At 31.5% G+C, this 24,513-nt stretch carries 26 protein-coding genes; all 26 read left to right on the top strand.

What is annotated here, in order from left to right:
• Positions 1–56 precede the first annotated feature (56 nt).
• The 26 genes from ACNMOQ_RS07250 to brnQ all read left to right on the top strand — a co-directional run bounded on the left by ACNMOQ_RS07250 (position 57) and on the right by brnQ (position 24,436).
• Positions 57–251 (top strand): zinc-finger domain-containing protein, encoded by a 195-nt coding sequence (locus ACNMOQ_RS07250; protein ID WP_081501341.1) that lies wholly within the window; start codon positions 57–59, stop codon positions 249–251.
• Between the two features lie 10 nt (positions 252–261).
• Positions 262–1,389: a conserved virulence factor C family protein gene (locus tag ACNMOQ_RS07255; RefSeq protein ID WP_416349626.1), complete on the top strand. Its 1,128-nt coding sequence runs from the start codon at positions 262–264 to the stop codon at positions 1,387–1,389.
• A gap of 1 nt (position 1,390) precedes the next feature.
• On the top strand, positions 1,391–1,828 hold the full coding sequence (locus ACNMOQ_RS07260) for a BrxA/BrxB family bacilliredoxin (RefSeq protein WP_218729619.1): 438 nt from the start codon (positions 1,391–1,393) through the stop codon (positions 1,826–1,828).
• Positions 1,812–2,612 carry a class I SAM-dependent methyltransferase gene (locus ACNMOQ_RS07265; protein ID WP_064211562.1) on the top strand — a complete coding sequence of 267 codons (801 nt, stop codon included), beginning with the start codon at positions 1,812–1,814 and terminating at the stop codon, positions 2,610–2,612. The genes ACNMOQ_RS07260 and ACNMOQ_RS07265 overlap by 17 nt, the downstream gene beginning before the upstream one ends.
• Positions 2,613–2,930: 318 nt before the next feature.
• Complete coding sequence (locus tag ACNMOQ_RS07270) at positions 2,931–3,884, top strand: thymidylate synthase (RefSeq protein WP_064205161.1); 954 nt, start codon at positions 2,931–2,933, stop codon at positions 3,882–3,884.
• 12 nt (positions 3,885–3,896) lie between these two features.
• Positions 3,897–4,373: a dihydrofolate reductase gene (locus tag ACNMOQ_RS07275; protein ID WP_017000170.1), complete on the top strand. Its 477-nt coding sequence runs from the start codon at positions 3,897–3,899 to the stop codon at positions 4,371–4,373.
• Position 4,374: 1 nt separating this feature from the next.
• Positions 4,375–5,118: a lysophospholipid acyltransferase family protein gene (locus ACNMOQ_RS07280; RefSeq protein ID WP_064205160.1), complete on the top strand. Its 744-nt coding sequence runs from the start codon at positions 4,375–4,377 to the stop codon at positions 5,116–5,118.
• Entirely contained in the window at positions 5,111–5,953 is an 843-nt protein-coding gene (locus ACNMOQ_RS07285) for a DegV family protein (RefSeq protein WP_064205159.1), read from the top strand. Before ACNMOQ_RS07280 ends, ACNMOQ_RS07285 begins: the two co-directional genes overlap by 8 nt.
• Positions 5,943–6,509, top strand: coding sequence for a DUF2140 family protein (locus ACNMOQ_RS07290; RefSeq protein ID WP_064205158.1), 567 nt, complete (start codon positions 5,943–5,945; stop codon positions 6,507–6,509). The genes ACNMOQ_RS07285 and ACNMOQ_RS07290 overlap by 11 nt, the downstream gene beginning before the upstream one ends.
• A gap of 21 nt (positions 6,510–6,530) precedes the next feature.
• On the top strand, positions 6,531–7,049 hold the full coding sequence (gene msrA / locus ACNMOQ_RS07295) for a peptide-methionine (S)-S-oxide reductase MsrA (RefSeq protein WP_416349627.1): 519 nt from the start codon (positions 6,531–6,533) through the stop codon (positions 7,047–7,049).
• 1 nt (position 7,050) lies between these two features.
• Positions 7,051–7,476, top strand: coding sequence for a peptide-methionine (R)-S-oxide reductase MsrB (gene msrB, locus ACNMOQ_RS07300; protein ID WP_017000175.1), 426 nt, complete (start codon positions 7,051–7,053; stop codon positions 7,474–7,476).
• Between the two features lie 17 nt (positions 7,477–7,493).
• A complete protein-coding gene (locus ACNMOQ_RS07305) occupies positions 7,494–7,997 on the top strand; it encodes a PTS sugar transporter subunit IIA (protein ID WP_017000176.1) in 504 nt (167 codons plus the stop codon).
• A complete protein-coding gene (locus tag ACNMOQ_RS07310) occupies positions 7,998–8,219 on the top strand; it encodes a YozE family protein (RefSeq protein ID WP_017000177.1) in 222 nt (73 codons plus the stop codon).
• 95 nt (positions 8,220–8,314) lie between these two features.
• Positions 8,315–9,742 carry a S41 family peptidase gene (locus ACNMOQ_RS07315; RefSeq protein WP_416349628.1) on the top strand — a complete coding sequence of 476 codons (1,428 nt, stop codon included), beginning with the start codon at positions 8,315–8,317 and terminating at the stop codon, positions 9,740–9,742.
• 14 nt (positions 9,743–9,756) lie between these two features.
• The gene (locus ACNMOQ_RS07320; RefSeq protein WP_147641251.1) at positions 9,757–10,260 is read left to right on the top strand and encodes a GNAT family N-acetyltransferase; all 504 of its coding nucleotides are present in this window, start codon (positions 9,757–9,759) and stop codon (positions 10,258–10,260) included.
• Positions 10,261–10,273: 13 nt separating this feature from the next.
• Positions 10,274–11,341 (top strand): undecaprenyldiphospho-muramoylpentapeptide beta-N-acetylglucosaminyltransferase, encoded by a 1,068-nt coding sequence (locus ACNMOQ_RS07325; protein ID WP_239703834.1) that lies wholly within the window; start codon positions 10,274–10,276, stop codon positions 11,339–11,341.
• A gap of 15 nt (positions 11,342–11,356) precedes the next feature.
• Positions 11,357–11,983 (top strand): phosphatase PAP2 family protein, encoded by a 627-nt coding sequence (locus ACNMOQ_RS07330; protein WP_017000181.1) that lies wholly within the window; start codon positions 11,357–11,359, stop codon positions 11,981–11,983.
• Between the two features lie 349 nt (positions 11,984–12,332).
• Positions 12,333–13,007: a response regulator transcription factor gene (locus ACNMOQ_RS07335; RefSeq protein ID WP_017000182.1), complete on the top strand. Its 675-nt coding sequence runs from the start codon at positions 12,333–12,335 to the stop codon at positions 13,005–13,007.
• Positions 13,004–14,380: a HAMP domain-containing sensor histidine kinase gene (locus ACNMOQ_RS07340; RefSeq protein WP_017000183.1), complete on the top strand. Its 1,377-nt coding sequence runs from the start codon at positions 13,004–13,006 to the stop codon at positions 14,378–14,380. Before ACNMOQ_RS07335 ends, ACNMOQ_RS07340 begins: the two co-directional genes overlap by 4 nt.
• Positions 14,381–14,485: 105 nt before the next feature.
• Positions 14,486–17,272: a 2-oxoglutarate dehydrogenase E1 component gene (locus ACNMOQ_RS07345; protein WP_064205153.1), complete on the top strand. Its 2,787-nt coding sequence runs from the start codon at positions 14,486–14,488 to the stop codon at positions 17,270–17,272.
• 13 nt (positions 17,273–17,285) lie between these two features.
• Positions 17,286–18,575 carry a 2-oxoglutarate dehydrogenase complex dihydrolipoyllysine-residue succinyltransferase gene (odhB, locus tag ACNMOQ_RS07350; protein ID WP_064205152.1) on the top strand — a complete coding sequence of 430 codons (1,290 nt, stop codon included), beginning with the start codon at positions 17,286–17,288 and terminating at the stop codon, positions 18,573–18,575.
• A 473-nt stretch (positions 18,576–19,048) separates the two neighbouring features.
• On the top strand, positions 19,049–19,864 hold the full coding sequence (locus tag ACNMOQ_RS07355; RefSeq protein ID WP_064205151.1) for a VOC family protein: 816 nt from the start codon (positions 19,049–19,051) through the stop codon (positions 19,862–19,864).
• Positions 19,865–19,878: 14 nt separating this feature from the next.
• A complete protein-coding gene (locus ACNMOQ_RS07360; RefSeq protein WP_016999789.1) occupies positions 19,879–20,082 on the top strand; it encodes a DUF6501 family protein in 204 nt (67 codons plus the stop codon).
• Positions 20,083–20,289: 207 nt separating this feature from the next.
• Positions 20,290–21,087, top strand: coding sequence for an ATP-binding protein (locus tag ACNMOQ_RS07365; protein ID WP_016999788.1), 798 nt, complete (start codon positions 20,290–20,292; stop codon positions 21,085–21,087).
• Between the two features lie 10 nt (positions 21,088–21,097).
• Positions 21,098–22,984, top strand: a complete 1,887-nt coding sequence (locus tag ACNMOQ_RS07370) for a vWA domain-containing protein (protein WP_070045608.1) — start codon at positions 21,098–21,100, stop codon at positions 22,982–22,984.
• A 114-nt stretch (positions 22,985–23,098) separates the two neighbouring features.
• The gene (brnQ, locus tag ACNMOQ_RS07375) at positions 23,099–24,436 is read left to right on the top strand and encodes a branched-chain amino acid transport system II carrier protein (protein ID WP_016999786.1); all 1,338 of its coding nucleotides are present in this window, start codon (positions 23,099–23,101) and stop codon (positions 24,434–24,436) included.
• Positions 24,437–24,513: the final 77 nt, after the last annotated feature.

Consider the following 24,513-nt stretch of genomic DNA (forward strand, 5'->3'; position numbering starts at 1 on the left):
AGCTTTATAATCCACAATTTATAATACTAATGATATAATTACGGTCTAAGTAAGGAGTGACGCTTATTTTAGTTGAAGATGAAAAAATAGCTATTAAAAAAATAGATCAATTAATGGAGACATATTGCAAAGGATGTTTATTAAAAACGCATTATAGAGAGACGCAAGGCAAACATCAAGCTCATCAATATTGTATATCTGAATGTTCTATAGGTATACGCATAAAACAATTGGGAAACAAACTTCAATAAGGAGGATATTATGGAAATCGTAAGAGTAGAACCAACACCAAGTCCAAACACGATGAAAATCGTATTATCATTCAAGAAAGAGGATAGAACTTCTCAAACATATACAGAAGTCAACGATCACAACCCTGAATTTATCAATCGTATTTTACAGTTAGACGGTATAAGATCAGTCTTTCATGTTATGGATTTCATTGCAGTCGACAAAAAAGGTAAAGAAAACTGGGATACTTTATTAAAAGACGTGACAGCTGCTATTTCTGGTACAGAAGATGATAACGAAGAACAAGAAGCTAAAGTCAATGAACATTACGGGGAAGTTAAAGCTGAAGTATTAAGATTTAAAGGTATTCCTTATCAAATAAAATTAACAACGGAGAATGAAGAAAAAAGAAAACAGCTACCTGAGATTTATATTGATAGTATGTTAAAAGCAACTAAAGATGAGGACAACGTTGTATTTTTAAGAAAATGGGATGATTTAGGTATCCGTTATGGCGAATTAGATGATGTAATGGAAACTGTACAAGAAGAAATTCTTGCATTATATCCAGAATCAATTCTTGAAAATTTAGTTGAAGAAGCTTTAACTAAAGATATTACAATTCCAGAAAAACAATTCATCCATGTTAGTAAGGAAGAATTCGAACAAGAACAAGATTGGAAAACACGTCTAAGAATGTTAAATGATTTTCCAACGCCAACTGAAGATGACTATCCATTACTGGAAGTCGCACTTAATGATGAAAAGCCACAAATTAGACGTATGGCTGTTGTATTGTTAGGTATGATTGAGACGAAAGAAACATTACCTTATTTATATGAAGCTATGAAAGATAAAAATGTAGCAGTAAGAAGAACAGCTGGAGATTGCTTTAGTGATTTAGGCTTTAAAGAAGCTTTACCTATTATGATTGAAGCTTTAGAAGATCCACAAAAAATCGTAAGATGGCGTGCAGCGATGTTTATTTTTGATGAAGGTGACGAAACTGCTTTACCAGCGCTTAAGAATAGACAAGATGATCCAGCGTTTGATGTTAAATTACAAGTTCAAATGGCCATTGAAAGAATTGAAAATGGCGAAGCTGCTTTAGGTTCTGTTTGGAAACAAATGGCTAACAGAAAAAGAGAGGAGAATTAATATGAATGCATATGAACAATACATGAAAGAATTAGCTCAACCAATGCGAAGCGAATTGACTGAGCAAGGATTTGAAAGCTTAGAAACACCTGACCAAGTTAAAGGTTATATGGAAGATACAGAGCAAAATGAAACAACATTTGTAGTTGTTAACTCTGTATGTGGTTGTGCTGCTGGGTTAGCAAGACCTGCTGCTGTAACTGTCGCTTTACAAAATGATAAAAAACCATCTCGAACTGCCACTGTATTTGCTGGTCAAGATAAAGAAGCAACAGAAACAATGAGAGAATACATTGCGCAAGTTCCTTCAAGCCCTTCAATGGCTTTATTTAAAGGAAATGAACTAAAATACTTTATGCCACGTGAACATATTGAAGGAAGAGATATCCAAGAAATTTGTATGGATATAAAAGACGCATTCGATGAATATTGTGACTAATTTACGCATAACAACTTCAGTAAAAACAAATGCATCTCTCTACAAACAGGTAGAAGATGCATTTCATTTGCTGAATAAAAATAAATACATACAAAACATTTCTATTATAAAACGTAAAAAATTAACGATAAAACAGATTTTTAAATCTAATGACTCACCAGTTATCGTATTTGAAAATACTGGTCCAAAACTATATTTCACTTCAGAAATACCAATTTATTTTCATTTAGATACCGCAAAAGTAAAATTAAATATGGTAAAAAATCAACAACAACCCATATTAAGTGAAATGATAAATCATATAACGAGTAAAGAAACTTCATTTAATTTTGTTGATGGAACAATGGGTTTTGGTAGAGATAGCTATTTAGTATTAAAGCAATTTCCAAACGCTAACGTATTTTCTATTGAACAACACCCTTTAATTCATTTCGTAATTTCTGAAGGTATGAAACTACAACTCAACAATAACGAATTAAAAAGAATTCATTTTATAAATGAAGATTATAATAATTGGGTTAAGTTGAATGAAGAAAAAGTTGATATATTATATTTAGATCACATGTTCGAAAAAACTTTAATAGAAAGTGATAGAATGGGTGAACTTTCTAATAATATTCTTAAAATACAAGAATATAAACCGATAAAACACTATAAATACTTAATTTTAAAGGCGCGCTTTGACAGTTTATTATTTAAAGAGTTAAATGTTATACAATGCTTACGAAAAAGTTCGAAAACGCATTACGGCTTACGCGTAAACAATAGTAAACAAGCCTTATAACAAAAAACAGAGAAAACCCTAAAATGAATAAAGGATTTTCTCTGTTTTTTAACTTTAAATGAAATGACACATTAAATATGCGTGCGTATCATTACTTATTCAGTGATACACATACTAATCATATAACATAATAATAAAAATAATCCCAAAGTAGCAAATATTTCATTCATTGAGATGGCCCCCTTTAAAGTAATGGTTATTATATTTATCTCTATTATACATAAATATCAAAGGAGTTTCTATATTATATCAGTAGTAAATTATAAGTATTTTCGTTAATATAGAAAAGAAGAATAAAGATTAAAAAGAGGTGCTCGTATGAATAACTTTGATGAAGCATATCACGATTTATGCCGCAAAGTATTAAATGAAGGCGAAAATAAAGACGATAGAACTGGTACAGGTACAATTTCAATATTTGGTCATCAAATGAGATTTGACTTGTCAGAAGGGTTTCCACTACTTACAACTAAAAAAGTTTCATTCAAATTAATTGCCACTGAATTATTATGGTTTATTAAAGGCGATACTAATATTAGATATTTATTGCAATATAAGAATAATATCTGGAACGAGTGGGCATTTAAGAAATGGATAGAGAGTGATGAATATACTGGCCCAGATATGACAGACTTCGGTAGAAGATCATTAGTTAATGATGAATTTAATGAACAATATAAAGAACAACTCGCAATCTTTAAGGATAAAATTTTAAATGATGATGAATTTATGCGTAAATATGGTGATTTAGGTAATGTTTACGGTAAACAATGGAGAGATTGGAAAGATCAAAACGGACAAAGCTTCGATCAACTTCAAACTTTAATTGATAATATTAAAAATAATCCGAATTCTAGAAGGCATATAATCTCAGCATGGAACCCAACTGAGATAGATACAATGGCTTTACCACCTTGTCATACATTATTCCAATTTTACGTAAAAGATGGTAAATTAAGTTGCCAACTTTATCAAAGAAGTGCTGATATATTTTTAGGAGTACCTTTTAATATAGCAAGTTATAGTCTTTTAACACATTTAATAGCTAAAGAGTGTAATCTTGAAGTAGGGGAATTTGTACACACATTCGGTGATGCTCATATTTATAAAAATCATATAGATGCTGTTGAAGAACAATTATCAAGGTCTTCATACAATCCACCTAAACTAAATATCAATACAGAAAAATCACTATTCGATATAGATTATGAAGATTTAGAAATTCAAGATTATCAATCACATCCAAGTATAAAAGCACCTATAGCGGTTTAAAGGAGAATTTAAATGAAATCAATTATTGTATGTCATGATCAAAATAGAGTAATAGGATTAGATAATAAAATGCCTTGGCATTTACCAAACGATTTAAAAAGAGTGAAAAATTTAACATCGGGTAATACAATTGTGATGGGTAGAAAAACATTCGAATCAATTGGTAAACCATTACCGAATAGAAGAAATGTTGTTTTAACTTCTAATGAATCTTTTTATCACGAAGGCGTAGACGTGATTCATTCAATCGATGAAATAGACCAATTAGAAGGCCATATATTTATATTTGGTGGGCAAGGTTTATATGAACAAATGATGTCACGTGTGGACGATATGTATGTAACTGTAATAGAAGATAAATTTCAAGGAGATGCATTCTTTCCACCTTATACCTTTAATGAATGGAATGTAATTTCATCTGAAGCAGGAGAATTAGATGAAAAAAACATACTTCCACATACTTTTATGCACTTGGAAAGGATAAAATAATATGTTAAGAATGGCTAGAACAGTTGGTTGTATTATCGGTTATGCTGCACTTGTATCAACTCAATTACCTAAACTTAAAGAAAAGAAAAACCAAATAGACGATATTAGAAGTCAAGATGAAATGACATTTCTATACGCACAGAGATGGTCTCAAAAAATATTAAAATCTGCAGGCGTAAAGGTACATTTATCTGGTCGTACAGAACCTCTAGATGACCCAGTGCTTTATGTATCGAATCATGAAGGTAATTTTGATATTCCCGTTTTGATTAATCAATTACCACAACCTTTTGGTTTTATTTCAAAAAAAGAAGTTGAAAAAATCCCTTTTTTAAAACCATGGATGGAAGAATTAAATTGTATTTACTTAGATCGTTCTAATCGACGAGCAAGTTTACAAATGATTAAAGATGGTATTAAAAAATTAAAAGAAAAACATTCTTTATTGATTTTTCCTCAAGGTAGTAGAAGTAAAGGCCAAGAGATGCAAGAGTTCAAAGCTGGTTCATTGAAATTAGCTAAATCTGCTCAAGTTAAAATTGTGCCAATAGCAATATACGGTACATCTCAAATAATGGAGAAATATCAATCAAGAAAAATGGTGCCTGGTGATGTCTATGTACATATACTAGACCCTATTGACCCATCAATATTTGAAGATAAAACGATGCAGGAAGTTAGTCACTTTGTTCAAGATCAAATTAGCCTTTCTGTTCAATCGTTAAAGGAGAAAAGCAATGAATAAAATTAAATTAGTTATCGATTCAACTACGGATTTGCCAAAAGATTATTTAGAAGAACACGATATTAGTGTTGTACCTTTAAATATAGTAATTGACGGTGTTACTTACGAAGACCAAACAGAAATCAGTTCTGAAGAGTTCTTATTGAAAATGAGAGAAGCTGAAAACTTACCTAAAACGAGCCAACCAGCAATAGGTAAATTAGTTGAAACTTACGATAAATTAGGAGAAGACGGTTCAGAAGTCATCAGCATTCATATGACATCTGAATTATCTGGTACTTTTAGCGCGGCTCAACAAGCTAGCCAAATGACAGAAACAAAAGTTACTGTTATCGATAGTAAATTCATTTCTTTAGCATATGGATTTCAAGTAGAAGAGATTGTTAAATTAATTAGCGAAGGCTATTCATCAGAAGAAATTGTTAAAGAACATGAAAATATGAAATCTAACATGCGTTTATTTGTTGTTATCGGTAATATAGATAATTTAGTTAAAGGTGGAAGAATAGGTAAAGCTAAAGCTTTATTAGGTTCATTGATGAACATTAAACCTATTGGCGAACTCATTAACGGAAAGATAGAAATGATTCATAATGCTCGCACTCAAAACGCTGTCGTTAAATTTTTACTTAAAGAGTTAGATGTATTCTTAGAAACTAAAGAAATCATCAAAGTCGGTATAGCTGATGCAAATGCAGAAGATTTGGTGAATAAATTAATGAATTCAATTAAAGAAAAAAAAGATATTCATAACTTTGATACAGCAATTACGACACCAGTTGTTTCTACACATACAGGTGAAGGTGCTATAGGCGTGTTTTATTATGGAAAATAAAAATTGGATGAATAATCGCTTTTGGTTTTATGCTTTTACTATTCTTATTGTTCTAATACTTATAGCGATTATTTATGTGTTCACTTCAATAACTGATTCATCTAAACCTGTAAATGAATCAAATGAACAGACGTCCAAAGATTTCACTGTTTCTTTTAATAATGCAGAATTACAATCTCTTATGAATGCGACTTTAAAAGATTATGACATCGAAACAGAAATAACGGAGAATGACTTAATTTTTAATACGACGACTCAAGTTTTAAATAGGGATATTAACATTAAGTTAGATACAATACCTACAAAAGTAAATAAAGATACTATTAAATTTAAAATACAATCAATAGATATTGGTAAATTAAATATTTCAAATCCTTTTGTATTATCTCAAATTAAAAAGTATAGTGATTTACCAGAATATATAAATATCGATCCAAAAGAAGAAACTATATATTTATCTTTAGACAAGATAGATATCGATAATGTTGACGCAATCCAAATTCAAACGTTAGATATTTCGGCAAAAAAATGGTATTTTGATATTAAGTTAAAGTAAATCAACAAGGGAGGCGCAACAATGGCATATGCAACTTTAGCGGGTGGATGTTTTTGGTGTTTAGTTAAACCATTCAACGAATACCCTGGCATTAAAGAAGTGACTTCTGGTTATAGCGGTGGTCATGTTGAAAATCCTACTTATGAAGAGGTATGTACAAATCAAACTGGACATGTTGAAGCTGTTCAAATTGAATATGATGAGAATATAACTGATTTCGAAGCTATTCTTGATATATATTTCAAAACTTTTGATCCTACTGATAATAAAGGGCAATTCTTCGATAGAGGAGAGAGTTATGAACCTGTAATTTTCTATCATGATGAAAATCAAAAGAAAGTAGCTTTAAATAAAATAGACGAACTAAATGAAAGACAAATTTTTGATAAACCCGTAATTACACCAGTGAAACCTTATAAGAATTTCTATCCAGCCGAAGAACATCATCAAGATTATTATTTGAAGAACCCGGCTCATTATCAAGGTTATCAACAAGGTTCTGGTCGTAATGCTTTTATAGAAAAACATTGGGGGAATTAAAGTGTTAAAAAAATCAAAAGACGAATTAAATGAAATGGAATACCTTGTAACACAACAAGATGGTACTGAACCACCTTTTCAAAATGAATATTGGAATCATTTTGATAAAGGTATATATGTAGATAAGTTATCCGGAAAACCATTGTTTACATCTGAAGAAAAATTTGAATCAGATTGCGGTTGGCCTAGCTTTTCTAAAGCGTTAAATGACGAAGAAGTTATTGAGCTAGTGGATAAAACACATGGCATGGTTAGAACTGAAGTACGCTCAGAAGATTCTAACAGTCATTTAGGTCACGTGTTCAACGATGGACCTAAAGAAGCTGGTGGATTAAGATATTGCATCAATTCTGCAGCAGTTCAATTTATCCCGTATGAAAAGTTAGAAGAATTAGGATACGGAGATTTAGTACATCATTTTAAATAACAGGGGAGACGATTAACATGTTTAAAAAATTATTTGGCGGTAACAAGACAAAAGACGTAAATGTAGAAGTATTTGCACCAATTTCAGGTGAGTATGTAGCAATAGAAGATATACCTGATCCAGTATTCGCTCAAAAAATGATGGGTGAAGGGTTTGGTATCAAACCTGCAGAAGGTATTGTAGTAGCTCCTTTTGACGGTGAAGTTGTTAATGTATTCAAACCTTCAAATCACGCTGTAGGTGTTAAAGCAGCAAATGGACTTGAAGTTTTAGTTCACGTTGGATTAGAAACAGTTCAACTAGGTGGAGAAGGATTTGAGGCACTTGTAAATACTGGTGATAAAGTTACAAAAGGACAAGAATTATTAAAATTTGATATCGATACGATCGATTCAAAAGTAAAATCTACTATCAGCCCAGTTATTATTACTAATACTGATGATGCTGAAGAAATTAATATCGAATCTTTAACTAGTCTTCAAAAAGGCGAAACTAAAGCAATAGATGTGAAAATGAAATAAATGAAACAGTATTCATTTTATCAATACGCACTAACAAAACGTAATGAAAACAGCGAAATGGGAAAATTAGCAGACTTAATTTTTCAAGATTTATCTTTTCCGAAGTTTTCAAATGATTATCATACACTCTCAGACTATTTAGAAACAGAAGTAATGTTTACTCAACCAATGAGCGTATTTGATGATTTATACGAATCGTATGAAGAATGGTTAAAGTTCTAAAAGTTTACACTTTGGTGTTTTGAGCACCAAAGTGTTTTTATTTGATTGGATAAACTGTTAAAATAAATTATATTTGACAAGAAAGTTGTGAGATCATGAAATTATCAAATGACAAAAATGATAAGCAAATAACAATGCCGCTGTATAAATTACTCATACTTTTATTTATAACAGTATTTTTAACATCTATTGTTACATTTGCTTCATATAAATTCGGCTTAAATTATGGCAACGATAAACAAAAGAACATTAATAAAATTGAAAAAGTATATGAACAAATTGAAGGTGATTATTATAAGGATGTTGATGAGGATAAATTGACTAAAGGTGCAATTGATGGAATGGTCAAATCTTTAAATGATCCGTACAGTGAATACATATCTGCTGAAGATACTGAAAGTTATAATCAAGAAATTTCTGGAGATTTTGTAGGTATAGGTGCTGAGATGGAATCTCATAATAATTATGTACGTATTACAAGCCCTATGAAAGATTCTCCTGCTGAAAAAGCTGGTATTAAGTCTTTAGATGTTATCACTAAAGTTAATAACAAATCTATTAAGAATAAATCGTTGAATGAAATTGTTAACCAAGTAAGAGGTAAAAAAGGCACAACAGTTACACTCACAATCAAAAGAGAAGGTAAAGAACCTTTTGATGTAGAAATTAAACGAGATAAAATACATGTTACTAGTGTAGATTATAAGAAAAAAGATGATACTGGTATCATTTCTATTTCTAAATTCCAGGAAAAGACAACAGAAGAACTTAAATCAGCTATTAAAAAAGCTAAAAAAGACAATGTTAAACATGTCGTATTAGATTTAAGAAACAATCCTGGTGGTCTTTTAGATGAAGTAATCACGAGTGTTAACCTTTTCGTTGATAAAGGCAAACCAGTCATTTATCTAGAGACAAAAGGAGACAAACCTGAAGCAGTAAAAACTGAAAAAGATAAAATGTCAGGTATCGATGATATGGATTATTCAGTATTAGTAAATAAAGGTTCAGCTAGTGCTTCTGAAATATTCGCCGGGGCATTACAAGATTATAAAATTGCTGAAGTAGTTGGAACGACAACGTTCGGTAAAGGCATTGGACAAAGTCATCAATCATTCGATGATTCATCTATATTAAAATATACAAATATGAGATGGTTGACGCCAAATAAGTCTTATATTCATAAAAAAGGAATTAAACCTAATAAAGAAATCAAGGCACCTAAATATGAAGAAATTGAAATTATAAGTCCTAAAAAATCATTCCAAAACGGTGATAAAGCAAAAGAAGTGAAATCAATTAAGATTGGGCTAGATGCGTTAGGGTATAATGTAAGCAATGAAAATGAAAACTATGATAGTGAATTAGAAAGCGCAGTTAAAAATTTCCAACAAGATCATAATCTTAACGATGATGGTATATTTACAGATAAAACAACAGAAAAATTTATTGACTTAATGCGCAATAAAATTCAAAAAGAAGACATTCAACTAGATGATACGATTAAATACATTCATCAATAAGTGAGGGATCAACAATGAGAAAAGCAACACATTCAGATATGGAAATCATTAATGAACTAACAAATATGGCAAAATCCATCATGAAGTCAGATGATAATCCACAATGGGATGAAGCATATCCTTTAGAAAAAGATTTCTATACCGATATAGAAAATGGTCATTTATATTTGTATGAGCTAAATAATGAAGTGGTAGGTTATGTTTGTATCAACCAATCACAAGCAGATTGGTATAAGCAATTTAACTGGCCTGTACCAATTGATAATGCTGTAGTCATTCACAGAATGGCTACTAACCCAGAGTTTAAAGGTGTAGCTGATAAAATGATGCAATTTGCTATTGACGTAGCTAACGAAAATAATGTAAAAGTTATATTGACTGATACATTCTCAAAAAACAAACGTGCTCAAAATTTATTCAGTAGATTTGATTTTAAATTTATTGGAGAACATGAATCGAACGAATTTCCATTTGATAAAAACGCACCATTTTATGCGTATTATAAATTGATAGATTAGAAGGAGATTTAAAATGAAAAAAATAGCATTTACAGGTGGCGGAACAATTGGACACGTCGCTGTTAACTTAGCACTCATTCCAGAAGCTGAACAACGTGGCATCGAAACTGTTTATATCGGTTCAAAGAATGGTATTGAAAAAGATATGATAACTGATTCAGCAAAAACTACTAAATATATTCCGATATCTAGTGGTAAATTGCGAAGATATTTATCATTTGAAAACTTAAAAGATGTATTCAAAGTATTAAAAGGTGTATTAGATGCTCGCAAAGCATTAAAAAAAGAAAAACCAGATCTAGTATTCTCTAAAGGTGGTTTCGTGAGCGTGCCGGTAATAATCGCTGCTAAATCATTAAAAATACCAACTATTATTCATGAATCTGACGTAACACCAGGTTTAGCTAATAAAATATCAATGAAGTTTGCTAATAAAATGTATACAACATTTGAAGAAACATTAAAATATGTTCCTAAAGAAAAATCAGATTTCATTGGAGCAATTATTAGAGAAGACTTAAGAGATGGTAAGAAAGAAGAAGGATACAAAATAACGGGATTTAATGATAAATTACCTGTTTTATTGGTTATGGGTGGTAGTTTAGGCTCTAAAATATTAAACGAAGCTGTTCGTGACAATTTAGATTACTTAACTAAAAAATATCAAATTATACATTTAACAGGTAAAGGTCATAAAGATGAAAACATTGAAAATGATCACTATGTTCAATACGAATTTGTCTCATCAGAACTTATGCATTTTTACGCTATTTCTGACACAGTAATCAGTCGAGCAGGAGCAAATGCTATTTATGAGTTTGCAACTTTAAAAATACCTATGTTGCTAATTCCTTTAGGATTAGACCAATCTCGTGGTGACCAAATTGATAATGCTAAAATTTTCGAAAAAAATGGTTATGCTAAAGTTATACAAGAAAAAGAAGTGAATCAAAATACATTAGTTAGAAATTTAGATCAACTTGAAAATGAACGTGAAACGTTGATTGAAAATATGTCTAAATTTAAAGAAAGTTATACAAAAGAATCATTATTCAACAAAATTGAATCTGATATTCAATAATATTGGAGGTATTATATGAGCCAAGCTAATCGAACGTTATTAATACTAATATTTAGCCTGATTTTCGGGGTTATAGCTTTCTTTCATGAATCACGTTTAGGAAAGTGGATAGACAACGAAGTTTATAACTTTATATATTCTACAGAAAGTTTTATTACAACTTCTATTATGCTTGGTTTCACTAAAGTTGGAGAAGTATGGGCAATGATTGCTTTATCACTGTTAATTATTTGTTATCTTAAATTAAAAAGATTAAATATCGAAACATTATTTTTTGCATTAACAATGATTCTATCAGGTACTTTAAATCCACTATTGAAAAATGTTTTCGATAGAGAACGTCCAACATTACTGAGATTAATTGATATTTCAGGATTTAGTTTTCCGAGTGGACATGCAATGGGTTCAACAGCATTTTTCGGCTCGATTATGTACATTGTTTTTAGAGCTTCAAAACGTTCAATGAAACCTTATTTAACAGGAATATGTGTCATTTTTATATTAATGATATCTACTTCTAGAGTTTATTTAGGAGTCCATTATCCAACTGATATTATCGCAGGTATTATTGGAGGTATTGTTTGTATTCTTTTAGCTCAATTAATGCTTAAAAATAAATTAGATATTAAAAAAACATCCTAGTGATTTGGACAGAATCACTAGGACGTTTTACTTTTATGGGCATAAAAGGGGGTTATAGAAAATGTTCAATCCATACTTAGAGGGGGAACTCTTTTATTTGATTGAGAATCATTTTCAATTACTATTATAACTAATTGAGAATGAATGTCAATTAGTTTTTTAAATTTTTACTATTTTAAATGATAAAATAGTTTTGCTCATATATAATGAGCATGTGAAACTTGAAAATGTTATCTTTTACTAGAGGGGGAACTCTTTCATTGATAATCATTTTCAATTACTATTATAACTAACTGAGAACGATTGTCAATTATAAAGTGAAAAAAATTAAAAAATTTGAGGTGTCATCATGAAAAAGATACTCATCATTGAAGATGAACAAAATTTAGCAAGGTTTATAGAATTAGAATTAAAACATGAAGATTATGAAGTAGAGATATGTTATGACGGTGAGAGCGGGCTAAATCAAGCTTTAACTGACGATTATGATTGTATACTATTGGACTTAATGCTGCCTAAAATGAACGGTCTAGAAGTATGTAGACGTATACGTCGAGAAAAAAATACGCCTATCATTATGATTACTGCTAAAGGTGACACTTATGATAAAGTTATCGGTTTAGATTATGGTGCTGATGACTACATAGTTAAACCTTTTGATATTGAAGAATTGTTAGCTAGAATCCGAGTTATTATACGTAGAAATGTAACATTAGAATCTGACACTAGTACTATTGAAATTAATGATATTAAAATCGATAAAAATGCTTTTTCTGTTTATATAGGTGGAGAATCAGTTGATTTAACTAAAACAGAGTATGAATTATTATTATTGCTCGCTGAAAATCAAAATTATGTATTACAGAGAGAACAAATTTTAAATCATGTTTGGGGCTATGAGTCAGAAGTGGAAACAAATGTAGTAGATGTTTACATACGTTATTTAAGAAATAAATTGAAACCGTTCAAAAAGGAAAACATCATCGAAACGGTTAGAGGAGTGGGGTACGTGATACGTTCATGAAACAACAATCTTTAAAGACAAAATGGATGATGCTTACAACCACGATTACATTTATCATTTTCGCATTGTTTAGTATGTTTATCATTTATTTTATTAGCTTATATTTAAAAGACCAAGAAACTGGAACTGCAACGAGAAGCGCGCAAGATACCGTTAATTTGCTTCAATCTAAGACATTAGGACAAATTACTTCAACTGATATAAACGCGACGATAACAGACAATCAAAAAATGATACTTTTTGATAAATTTGGTAAGCCAATGTTTGAAGAAACACATAATGACAAATTGAAATATACTCCTGAATTTAAACGTGTTAAATCAGTAGAAATATATGAAATGCATGTCGATAACAAATCTTATTTAGTCGTTTATAGTCCAATTAATACAAGCTACTTTAATGGCTATGAAGCAATCGTTCATCCTTTAGATAGCTATGACGCCATTATTAAATTCATGATTATTTTAGCCAGTATATTTGGATTAACTGCTTTATTCCTTATCGCAATAATAAGTTATATTTTCTCATCACAAATTACGAAACCAATTACGATACTATCAGATAAGATGAAACAAATTCGTCGAGATGGTTTCCAAGAAAAATTAGAAGTACCAACTAATTATGAAGAAACAGACGATATGATCCAAACATTCAATAACATGATGGAACAGCTAGAAGTTTCATTTGATCAACAAAAACAATTTGTGGAAGATGCTTCACATGAATTAAGAACACCATTACAGATTATTCAAGGGCATTTGAACTTAATTCAAAGATGGGGAAAAAACAACCCAGAAGTATTAGAAGAATCATTGGATATTTCCATTGAAGAAATGGAAAGAATTACGAAATTAGTGGAAGAATTATTATTACTATCTAAGGATTCAAGAACAAGCGCAAGTGATGATAATGATATCGTGGATATTAATTATGAAATACAATCACGAATCAAATCATTACGTAAATTACACCCTGACTATTCTTTTGCTTTTAAATCTAATTATGACGCGATCAGAATGAATATTAATCGTTTCCATTTTGAACAAATGTTACTTATTTTTATGGATAATGCCATGAAATATGACAAAAAGAATAAAAATATCGAAATACAAACAAATTTAAAAAATAGAACCATCACAATTGATATAATTGACCACGGAATGGGTATACCTAAAAAAGACCTAGAATTTATTTTTGATCGCTTCTATAGAGTCGATAAATCACGTTCAAGAAAAGAAGGTGGAAATGGCTTAGGATTATCTATTGCTAAGAAATTAGTCAACTCGTATGACGGTATTGTGAAAGTTGATAGTGTAGTCGATGAATATACTAAAATATCAGTAATTTTCAAGGATACTTTCATCAATAAGTAAAATAGGAAATAAACTGCCATAAATGGTAAATTAGCCTTTAATATAAATCGGTTAAGTGCTAAAATGGGAATGTAAACGGTTTATAATTTTCTTGGAGGGTGGAACATGAAGAATGATAATCATGTCGAAGCACCTGTAAGATTTGGAACTAACTTAGGGTTAATGTTAGAAATGTATGATAATTACGTTAATGATCCGGAGTCAGTCCCAGAAGACTTGCAAGTGTTATTCGATGAAATAACGAGTAATAATACAGGCACTGGCCAAAAAATAGGTACAGGGGTGGACAATTCAAGTGTTAAACGTGTTATGCGTTTAATAGACAATATCAGACAATATGGACATTTAACTGCTGATATCTATCCAGTATACCGTCCAGAAAGAAAAAATGTACCTAAGCTAACACATCAAGACTTTGGGCTATCTAAAGAAACATTAGAAAAATTACCAGCTGGTATAGTATCTGACCATTTTGATGGTGAATTTGATAATGCATATGAAGCAATAGAATATATGACTTCATGTTACCAAGGTCCTATAGCTTTTGAGTATACACACATTAATAATAATGAAGAACGTGTATGGCTTAAGAGGTATATAGAATCAACAAACACTATTGAAATATCTAAAGATGAAAAAATTGAATTACTTAAAAGCTTAGCAGAAGTTGAAGGCTTTGAAAAATATATTCATAAAAACTTTGTAGGTGCAAAGCGTTTCTCAATTGAGGGCGTTGATACTTTAGTACCTATGTTACAACGTATCTTAAAGCGTACAAATGCTGCTAAAATTCCAAACATTCAAATTGGGATGGCACATAGAGGTAGATTAAACGTTTTAACACATGTACTAGAAAAACCTTATGAAATGATGATTTCTGAATTTATGCATAAAAATCCTTTAATCTTTTTACCTAAAGATGGATCATTAGAAATCACAGCAGGTTGGACTGGAGATGTAAAATATCATCTTGGTGGAACAAAAACGACAAGTAAATATGGAATAGAACAAACTATAACTTTAGCAAACAACCCAAGTCACTTAGAAATCGTTTCTCCTGTCGTATTAGGTAAGACGCGTTCTAACCAAGATACAACAGCTGATCCTGGTAGACCAAGCCAAGATTTAAATAAATCACTAGCTGTATTAATTCATGGGGATGCTGCGTTCCCTGGACAAGGTATTAACTTTGAAGCCATGAACTTAAGCAATTTAGATGGATATACAACAGGTGGTTCATTACACATTATTACAAACAACAGAATTGGTTTTACAACAGAAGCTGAAGATGGACGTTCAACTACTTATTCTACTGATGTTGCAAAAGGTTATGACTTACCAATTATCCATGTTAACGCTGATGACGTAGAAGCAACTGTTAAAGCTATTGAAATGGCTATGGACTTTAGAGAAAGATTTAATAAAGATTTTGTCATAGATTTAGTTGGTTATAGACGTTATGGACATAACGAGATGGATGAACCTTCAATCACGAATCCAATGATGTACAAAGCTATTAAAGAACATCCTTCAATCGAATTAAAATATGGGCAAGAATTAGTAGATCAAGGTTTAATTACTAAAGAAGAAATGAATGAAATCTTTGATGATGTTACTAAAAGACTAAGAACCGCTCACGATAAAATTGATAAAGATGCTGAAATGGATAATCCAGAAATGACAATGCCTGATAAGATTAGCCAAGGGCAAGATTATGAAATAACAAATGCGAGCTATGATGATTTGAAAGCTATAAATGATGCTATGTTTGACTATCCTGAAGACTTTACAGTATTTAAAAAGCTTAATAAAGTCTTAGATAGAAGACGTGAACCTTTCGAAAAAGATGGTCTTGTGGATTGGGCTCATGCAGAACAATTAGCATTTGCAACAATTTTACAAAATGGTACGCCAATTCGTTTAACAGGACAAGACTCTGAACGCGGAACATTCGCTCAAAGACATGCTGTTTTACATGATGAAAAAGATGGAAAACTATTTGTTCCTTTACATCATGTTCCAAATGGTAAAGCATCATTTGATATATATAATTCTCCATTATCAGAAGCAGCTGTTGTTGGGTTCGAATATGGTTATAACGTAGATAATCCAGAATCATTTAATATTTGGGAAGCACAATATGGTGACTTTGCGAATATGGCACAAATGATTTTTGATAACTTCATGGCTAACAGTAATGCTAAATGGGGAGAGAAAAGTGGTTTAGCGTTATTCTTACCACATAGTAACGAAGGACAAGGTCCAGAACACTCTTCAGCGAGATTAGAGCGCTTCTTACAATTAGCTGGTGAAAATAATATGACAATTGCTAATTTAACTAGTTCTTCAAACTATTATCATTTGTTAAGAAGACACGCTAAATATTTAAACACTGATAAGATGAGACCGTTAGTATTAATGTCACCAAAAAGTTTACTAAGAAACAAAACTGTTTCTAGACCAATTGATGAATTTACTACAGGTCAATTCGAACCTATTTTAGTTGAACCGTACAAAAAAACTAAAATTAAAAAAGTGATTATCGCTTCAGGAAAAATGTTCATTGATTTAAAAGCTGAATTAGAAAAAAATCCTAACGATGAGCTTTGTTTAATTGCATTAGAACAACTTTATCCATTCCCTAAAGAAGAGATAAAAAATGTTCTTTCAGAATTTAGAAACTTAGAAACTGTAGGCTGGGCACAAGAAGAAGCTAAAAACCAAGGTGCTTGGAGTTTTGTGAGCTTACAATTGCAAAGTATTCTAAAAGATAGAAATGTTAACCTAGAATATCACGGACGTAAAGTTCGTTCTGCAACTGCAGAAGGTGATGCAGAAATTTATAAACTTATACAAAGTAAAGTTATCGAAGAAGCTTTAAAACATAATTAGGGGGAAATAAATAATGTCAGAGGTAAAAGTACCAGAGTTAGCAGAATCAATTTCAGAAGGAACGATTTCAGAATGGCTGAAATCTGTTGGAGATCAAGTAGAACAAGGTGAAAATATTGTTGAACTTGAAACAGATAAAGTAAACGTTGAAGTTATCTCTGAAGTATCAGGTGTACTTTCTGAAATTAAAGCAGAAGAAGGCGACACTGTTGAAGTTGGATCAGTAATCGCGATTGTTTCTGAAGGTGAATCAGGTTCAACTTCAAGTGAACAAAAAGAAAGTGATGACAGCGAGTCTAAAGATTCTAAAGATAAAGAAAAACAAACAGAAGCACCTAAAGAAAGCGCTGCTAAATCTGAAGATACTAAACAAACTGAAGATACTAGCAAAGAAGAAGCTAGTTCAAACGACCGTGTACAAGCAACGCCATCAGCTCGTAAACTTGCACGTGAAAAAGGCATTGATTTAAACAAAGTGAAAACACAAGCTGGAGATGTTGTTAGACCAGAAGATGTAGAAAAAGCCTCTCAACCTTCTAAACCAGCTCAACAAGAAAAACAAAGTCAACCAGCAGCACAGAAAAATGAAAACCCATCTAAACCGGTTGTACGTGAAAAATTATCTCGTAGACGTCAAACAATTGCTAAGAAATTATTAGAAGTATCAAATAATACAGCAATGTTAACAACGTTTAACGAAGTAGACATGACTAACGTTATGGAATTACGTAAACGTAAAAAAGATAAATTCCAAGAAGATCATAACGGTACAAGATTAGGCTTTATGTCATTCTTCACTAAAGCATCAGTAGCAGCATTGAAGAAATATCCAGATGTGAATGCTGAAATTGACGGTACTGATTTACTATTAAAACAATACTACGATATCGGTATTGCTGTATCTACAGAAGAAGGTCTAGTTGTACCTAACGTTAGAGACTGTGATAAGAAGAACTTCGCAGAAATCGAACAAGATATTCATGACTTAGCAGTTAAAGCTAATAACAAAAAATTAGGATTAGATGACATGATGGGCGGATCATTCACAATCACTAATGGCGGTGTCTTCGGTTCATTAATGTCAACACCGATTATTAACGGAACACAAGCTGCTATTTTAGGTATGCACTCAATTGTTACAAGACCAATTGCAATTGATAAAGAACGTATGGAAAACAGACCAATGATGTATATTGCTTTAAGTTATGACCACAGAATTATCGATGGTAAACAAGCAGTAGGTTTCCTAAAAACAATCAAAGACCTAATTGAAAATCCAGAAGATTTATTATTAGAGTCTTAATATACTATAATATAGTAACCACAACGGCTATCAAAGCCGTTGTGGTTTTTTATTTCTGTTAATTGTAGTGGAGGGATGTGGAATGTTGCACGTGGGCATTCTCTTGCAACATTCGGCGGCTTTATGTTGCACGTGCGCCTCGTCTTGCAACATTCGAGGGCTTTATGTTGCACGTGGACCTTCTCTTGCAACATTCGAGGGCTTTATGTTGCACGTGCACTTCGTCTTGCAACATTCCGGCACTTTATGTTGCACGTGCGTCTCGTCTTGCAACATTCGGAGGCTTTATGTTGCACGTGGACCTTCTCTAGCAACATTCGAGGGCTTTATGTTGCACGTGCACCTCGTCTTGCAACATTCGACCAACTCACCCTCTCATCAAAATTTAATTCTAACTGTTAAACTGATTAATTTGTCATATTTATAATTAATTTGGTATAATTTATAGGAATTCAATTATAGGAGAGATATTCATGAATGGATTAAGAAGTGTGACATTATGGACCCACAATCTTTTAGAGACTGAATCATTTTATAAAAATATATTAGGTTTAAATACTCTATTAAACAAAGAAACGAATATCTTACATATCGGTGATGCACATTTAGCTCCCGGTACTAGAATTATTTATAAACAATATAAAGGTGAGGATCAAGAGCCGGACACGCATTTTTATGGTGTTGCTTTACGTGTTCCTACAGACTTTGCGTTATATGAATATAAACAACAATTTGATGACCACAATGTAGAATATGAATCGGTTCAACAACTAAATGGTAAACATATGTTTAGGTTTTACGATAATAATGGTCATTCATTTTATTTAATTTCAGATGAAAAGAACGCTGGAGTGCCTCTTGGTACTGCTTATGATGATGGTCCTATAAGTCCTCTTCATCAAATACAAGGAATCGGTCCAATCATGGTTAAATCGCCAGAAACTCAAATAACAGGTTCATTATTAAAAAGTATTTTTGAGTTGCAATTATATGCTGAATACAAGACAATAGATGATGAATCTGCTATCGTCTTCAAAATTGGTCCAGGTGGTAATGGAGGAGAATTACATTTAATAGATTATCCACATCCTCTTAAATCTTCACATCCACCTGTCGATAGAGTCGCAATCACAATTGATAATGTCGAACATTTCGATAAAATAGTTGAACATGTTAAAGATATTGATATGCAACACCAAATCATACAACATGAAGAAGGTATGATTTCATTATTTATTCGCGATATAACAGGCATGATTTATACAATTACATTAGACACAGTGAATTAAAGGAGCGTTTATTTATGTTACATGAAACTTGGAAAGAAAATCACGTTATAAAAAAGGTAGAAGTCGTTCATACTGATGCTGAAAAATTTAAAGTATCCGATATGTTAACAGTAGGAAAAGTTTATGATGTCGTGAATGAAACAGAAGAATATTATCAAATTATAGATAATTCTGGGCATGTTGGTGGATATTTCAAAACTTATTTTAAAGAACTTTAAAGATTGAATTAAAAACAAACCAGAGGTTGGGGCAATTTAATTGTCTCAACCTCATTGACTATATTAGCAATAGTTGACTAGGATTGAAATCACGCTTCTATCCTAGTCCTCAATGCTGGGGTGGTACAATGAAATCTTTTCAAAAATGAGATGATTCCTGTTCCACTCCCTTTTTAAGTTTATTATTAGTATATAAAGGAGTACACAATGAGCAAATTAAACAAATACATTAACAATGATGAAACAATATATGAAGATGCTTTATCAATGATTAAATTAAATAAAAATATTTTACTAAAAGGGCCAACAGGTTCTGGTAAAACGAAATTAGCTGAAACAATCGCACAAGACATTAATAAACCGATGCATTCTGTAAACTGTTCTGTAGACTTAGATGCTGAAAGTTTACTTGGTTTTAAAACAATCGAAACAAATGAACAAGGTCACCAAGAAATTGTATTTATTGATGGACCAGTTATTAAAGCAATGAAGAATGGCGAATTATTATACATTGATGAAATCAATATGGCGAAGCCTGAGACATTACCAATTTTAAACGGAGTATTAGACTTCAGAAGAGCATTAACTAATCCATTTACAGGAGAAGTTATCGTAGCTAAAGAAGGTTTTTCTGTTATTGCTGCAATTAACGTAGGTTATATTGGAACATTACCAATGAACGAAGCTTTAAAAAATAGATTCGTCGTATTAGATATAGACTACATTGATGGAGAAACACTTAAGACTATCATCAAAGAACAAAGTCAATTAAACGATGAAGAACTTATCGATTCAATTATCCAATTCAATAAAGATTTGAGAGTCATGTCTAGCCAAGGACAAATCTCAGAAGAATCAGCGAGTATAAGAGCGTTGTTAGACCTTGCAGACTTAGCTACCGTTATACCAGTTAGAAGAGCGATTAAACGCGCTATTATAGATAAAATTGATGACGAAAGAGAACAACAAGCAATACAAAATGCAATAGAATTAATTTTCGAGTAAGGAGAATAACATGAGTGATCGTTTTATATTATTCAATGATGAACAAATCGATGCACAACAAATCATGATGTTAACTGACTTAGCAAAATTATTACTTGAAGATCCAAATGTAAAAGTTGCATTCCAAAAATTCCAACATTATGATCCCATTCATAATATATGCAATGTGAGTTTCAACTGGTTACATCGACCAGAAGATATCACAAATGCAGGATTAAAATCTGATATTATGTTAGATACGATTGGCTTCAAACATACAGACCCCTCTATTTACCAAGAAGTATTAGATGAAACGTTTGACCATATGGATTTTTTCAAGCAATTATTTATGCTAATTGAAGAATATAGATTATCTAGTATCATCATGGACACTAGACCAGTTACTAAAAAGCTGTTTAATAAACGCTTAAACGTTAAGAAAAGACAAAACAATAGCCAAATACAAGTTTATCAAACGAAAACAACATATACTGATTTGCTATTTCTAACGATTGAACATGCTATCTTAAACGAAAACTTCATTAATAACATTAGTATTACTGAAGAATTTGATGATGCCCTCGTTCAAGTTTTCAATCGCTTAACGCAAATTTTCAATTTAAAAACTTCAGAAGACAGTTACGACTTAGCAGTAAGCATAATGGTGCTCGTTGATTATTTATTAAAAGAAGATATGCTGAACCAATACTATCATCTTCCTGAGCGCATATACGCGTCTTACGAGGAAGAATGGACACTTGAGGATATTAAGCGTCAAGATGCTGCACAAACGGACGATAGTAGCGAAACTGAGCATGACGAAGAGGACATCGTAACTGAAGATGCTGAAACTAAAACAGCCGATAGTCAATCTGATAGCGATCATTATTTAGAAATGGAGCTTCATGAAGGTGAAAATAGCGACGTGCTGACAGATAATGAGCGAGAAGGCGATGCTTCAGATGATATGACTAATATGATGGAGAAAAAAGGTAAAGGATCTAACGATACGATTGATGACGAAGAAGGTGGGTCTCAAGGCAATAATAATCCTTACCAATTAAAAGGTGTAAACAAGAATGTTTCATTAACATTTAACAAACCAGAAATTTCTCCTGAAGATGTTGAAGCATATAAAAGAGCAGTTGAAAGTGTTCAATTTGAAATTAAAGATTTAACAAGTATTATCCAAAAATCAATGAATCATCAATATAGTGACGTTAGAGAAAATTTAACTAAAGGTAGATTACAAAAGAATTTACTTAATTGGTTTATAGATGACCAATACAAATTATTCTTCAAAAAAGATGCATTTAGTAGAAAATTAGATGCTACATTTACACTTTTAGTTGATGCTTCAGCTAGTATGCATGACAAAATGGAAGAAACTAAAAAAGGTGTAGTACTATTCCATGAAACATTAAAAAATCTAGATATTAAACATGAAATACTTGGCTTTAGTGAAGATGCTTTCGAAGCAGATAAATTTAACCAACCGAACACAATTGATGAAATCATTTTATATAACGAATCTACAATGAAACAAAATGATGCACGAATTATGACACTTGAACCTCAAGATGATAATAGAGATGGGGTAGCTTTACGGGTTGCAACACAACAATTACTACAAAGATCAGAAGAACAGAAGTTTTTAATTGTATTTTCTGACGGTGAACCTTCTGCATTTGATTATGCAGAGGATGGTATTATTGATACTCACGAAGCTGTTATAGAAGCAGATAAGCAAGGCGTTTACGTATTTAATGTATTTTTAAATCAAGACACTATTGATGAGAGTATAAGAAATACAGTTCATAATATTTATGGTAGACAAAGCTTATTTGTAGAAGGTGTTGAGAATTTACCTGCTCAATTATCACCACTACTAAAAAAATTACTATTGCAGTCTATTTAATAAACGTTGTAATAAGTTAAAATATATTTATAATTTTCAGAAATTTCATATGGACGAAACCTAATTCCAATGATAAAATATAAATTATTGTAAGTTGTAAAAGGAGTTTAACATATGAATAAGAATATTTTTGTAGTAGGCTTTATGTTATTTGCGATATTTTTTGGAGCAGGTAATTTAATCTTTCCTCCTGCGCTAGGTTTATCGAGCGGTCAATTTTTCTGGCCAGCTATTTTTGGATTTGTAATTACAGGGATTGGCTTACCACTTATCGGTGTTATTGCCGGTTCTATTGAAGATAAAGGATATAGAGCGTCTTTAGGTAAAATTCATCCAGTATTTGCTGTCGTATTGCTTGTTGCTATTTCGTTAACTATTGGGCCGTTGTTCGCTATACCGCGTACAGCAGCAACATCTTTTGAAATGGGTATCACGCCAATTTTCGACACAAATAGTTCAATGGCATTATTTATTTTCTCATTAGTTTACTTTGCTATCGTATTTTACTTAAGTTTCAACTCAAGTAAAATGGTAGATAAAGTAGGTGCTGTTTTAACACCAGTACTACTTATTTCAATTGTTTTACTAATCATTAAAGCTTTCTTCAGCATAGGTGGAGAACCTGTCGTTCCTGGAGAAATGGAAGTTTACAGTAGTGGTGCTACTAGTTTTGGTAAAGGGTTCGTTGAAGGCTACTTAACGATGGACGCGATCGCTGCTATTGCATTCTCTATGATTGTTATTACAGCAATTAAGAGTAAAGGTGTTACAAGAGAAACGGGATTATTTAAACAAACTATTTTGGCAGGTGTAATTGCTGCAATTGCACTAGGATTTATCTATATTTCTTTAGGTTGGATCGGAAATCATATGAACATTTCAGATGCAACATTGAAAGAATTAAATGATAATGGTCAAAATATTGGTACGTATCTATTAACAACTGCCGCTCAAGTATCATTTGGTGAATTCGGTAAGTATTTAATTGGTATTATTGTAGCATTAGCTTGTTTAACAACAGCTACAGGATTGATTGTATCTGTTAGTGAATTCTTCCATGAAATTTTACCAAAAATTTCATACAAATGGTTTGTTACTATTTTCACTTTAGTCAGTTTCATTATTTCAAACCAAGGTTTAACTACAGTTATCCAAGGTTCATTACCAGTATTGTTAGTATTATATCCAATAGCTATTACATCTGTATTATTAATACTATTAGGTAAATACGTTAAGACACCACCAATTGCACAACAATTGGCTGTTGCTTTAGTAACAATTATTTCATTCATTTCTGTATTTAATAGTAATGGGGTTATCAATATCGCATTTATGCAAGAATTGCCTCTAGCTCAATATCAGATGGAATGGATTCCTTTTGCAATAGTAGGTTATATCATTGGATTTATTATAGGTAAAGTTAAAAATCAAGCTCCAATTGAATATAGTTAAAGAAAAAAATTCGAGACATAAACTTGTCTCGGATTTTTTATATTAGATGAGCTTATGTAATACTTTAATTTATATGT

Source organism: Mammaliicoccus lentus (assembly GCF_947036595.1).
GTDB classification, from domain to species: domain Bacteria; phylum Bacillota; class Bacilli; order Staphylococcales; family Staphylococcaceae; genus Mammaliicoccus; species Mammaliicoccus lentus.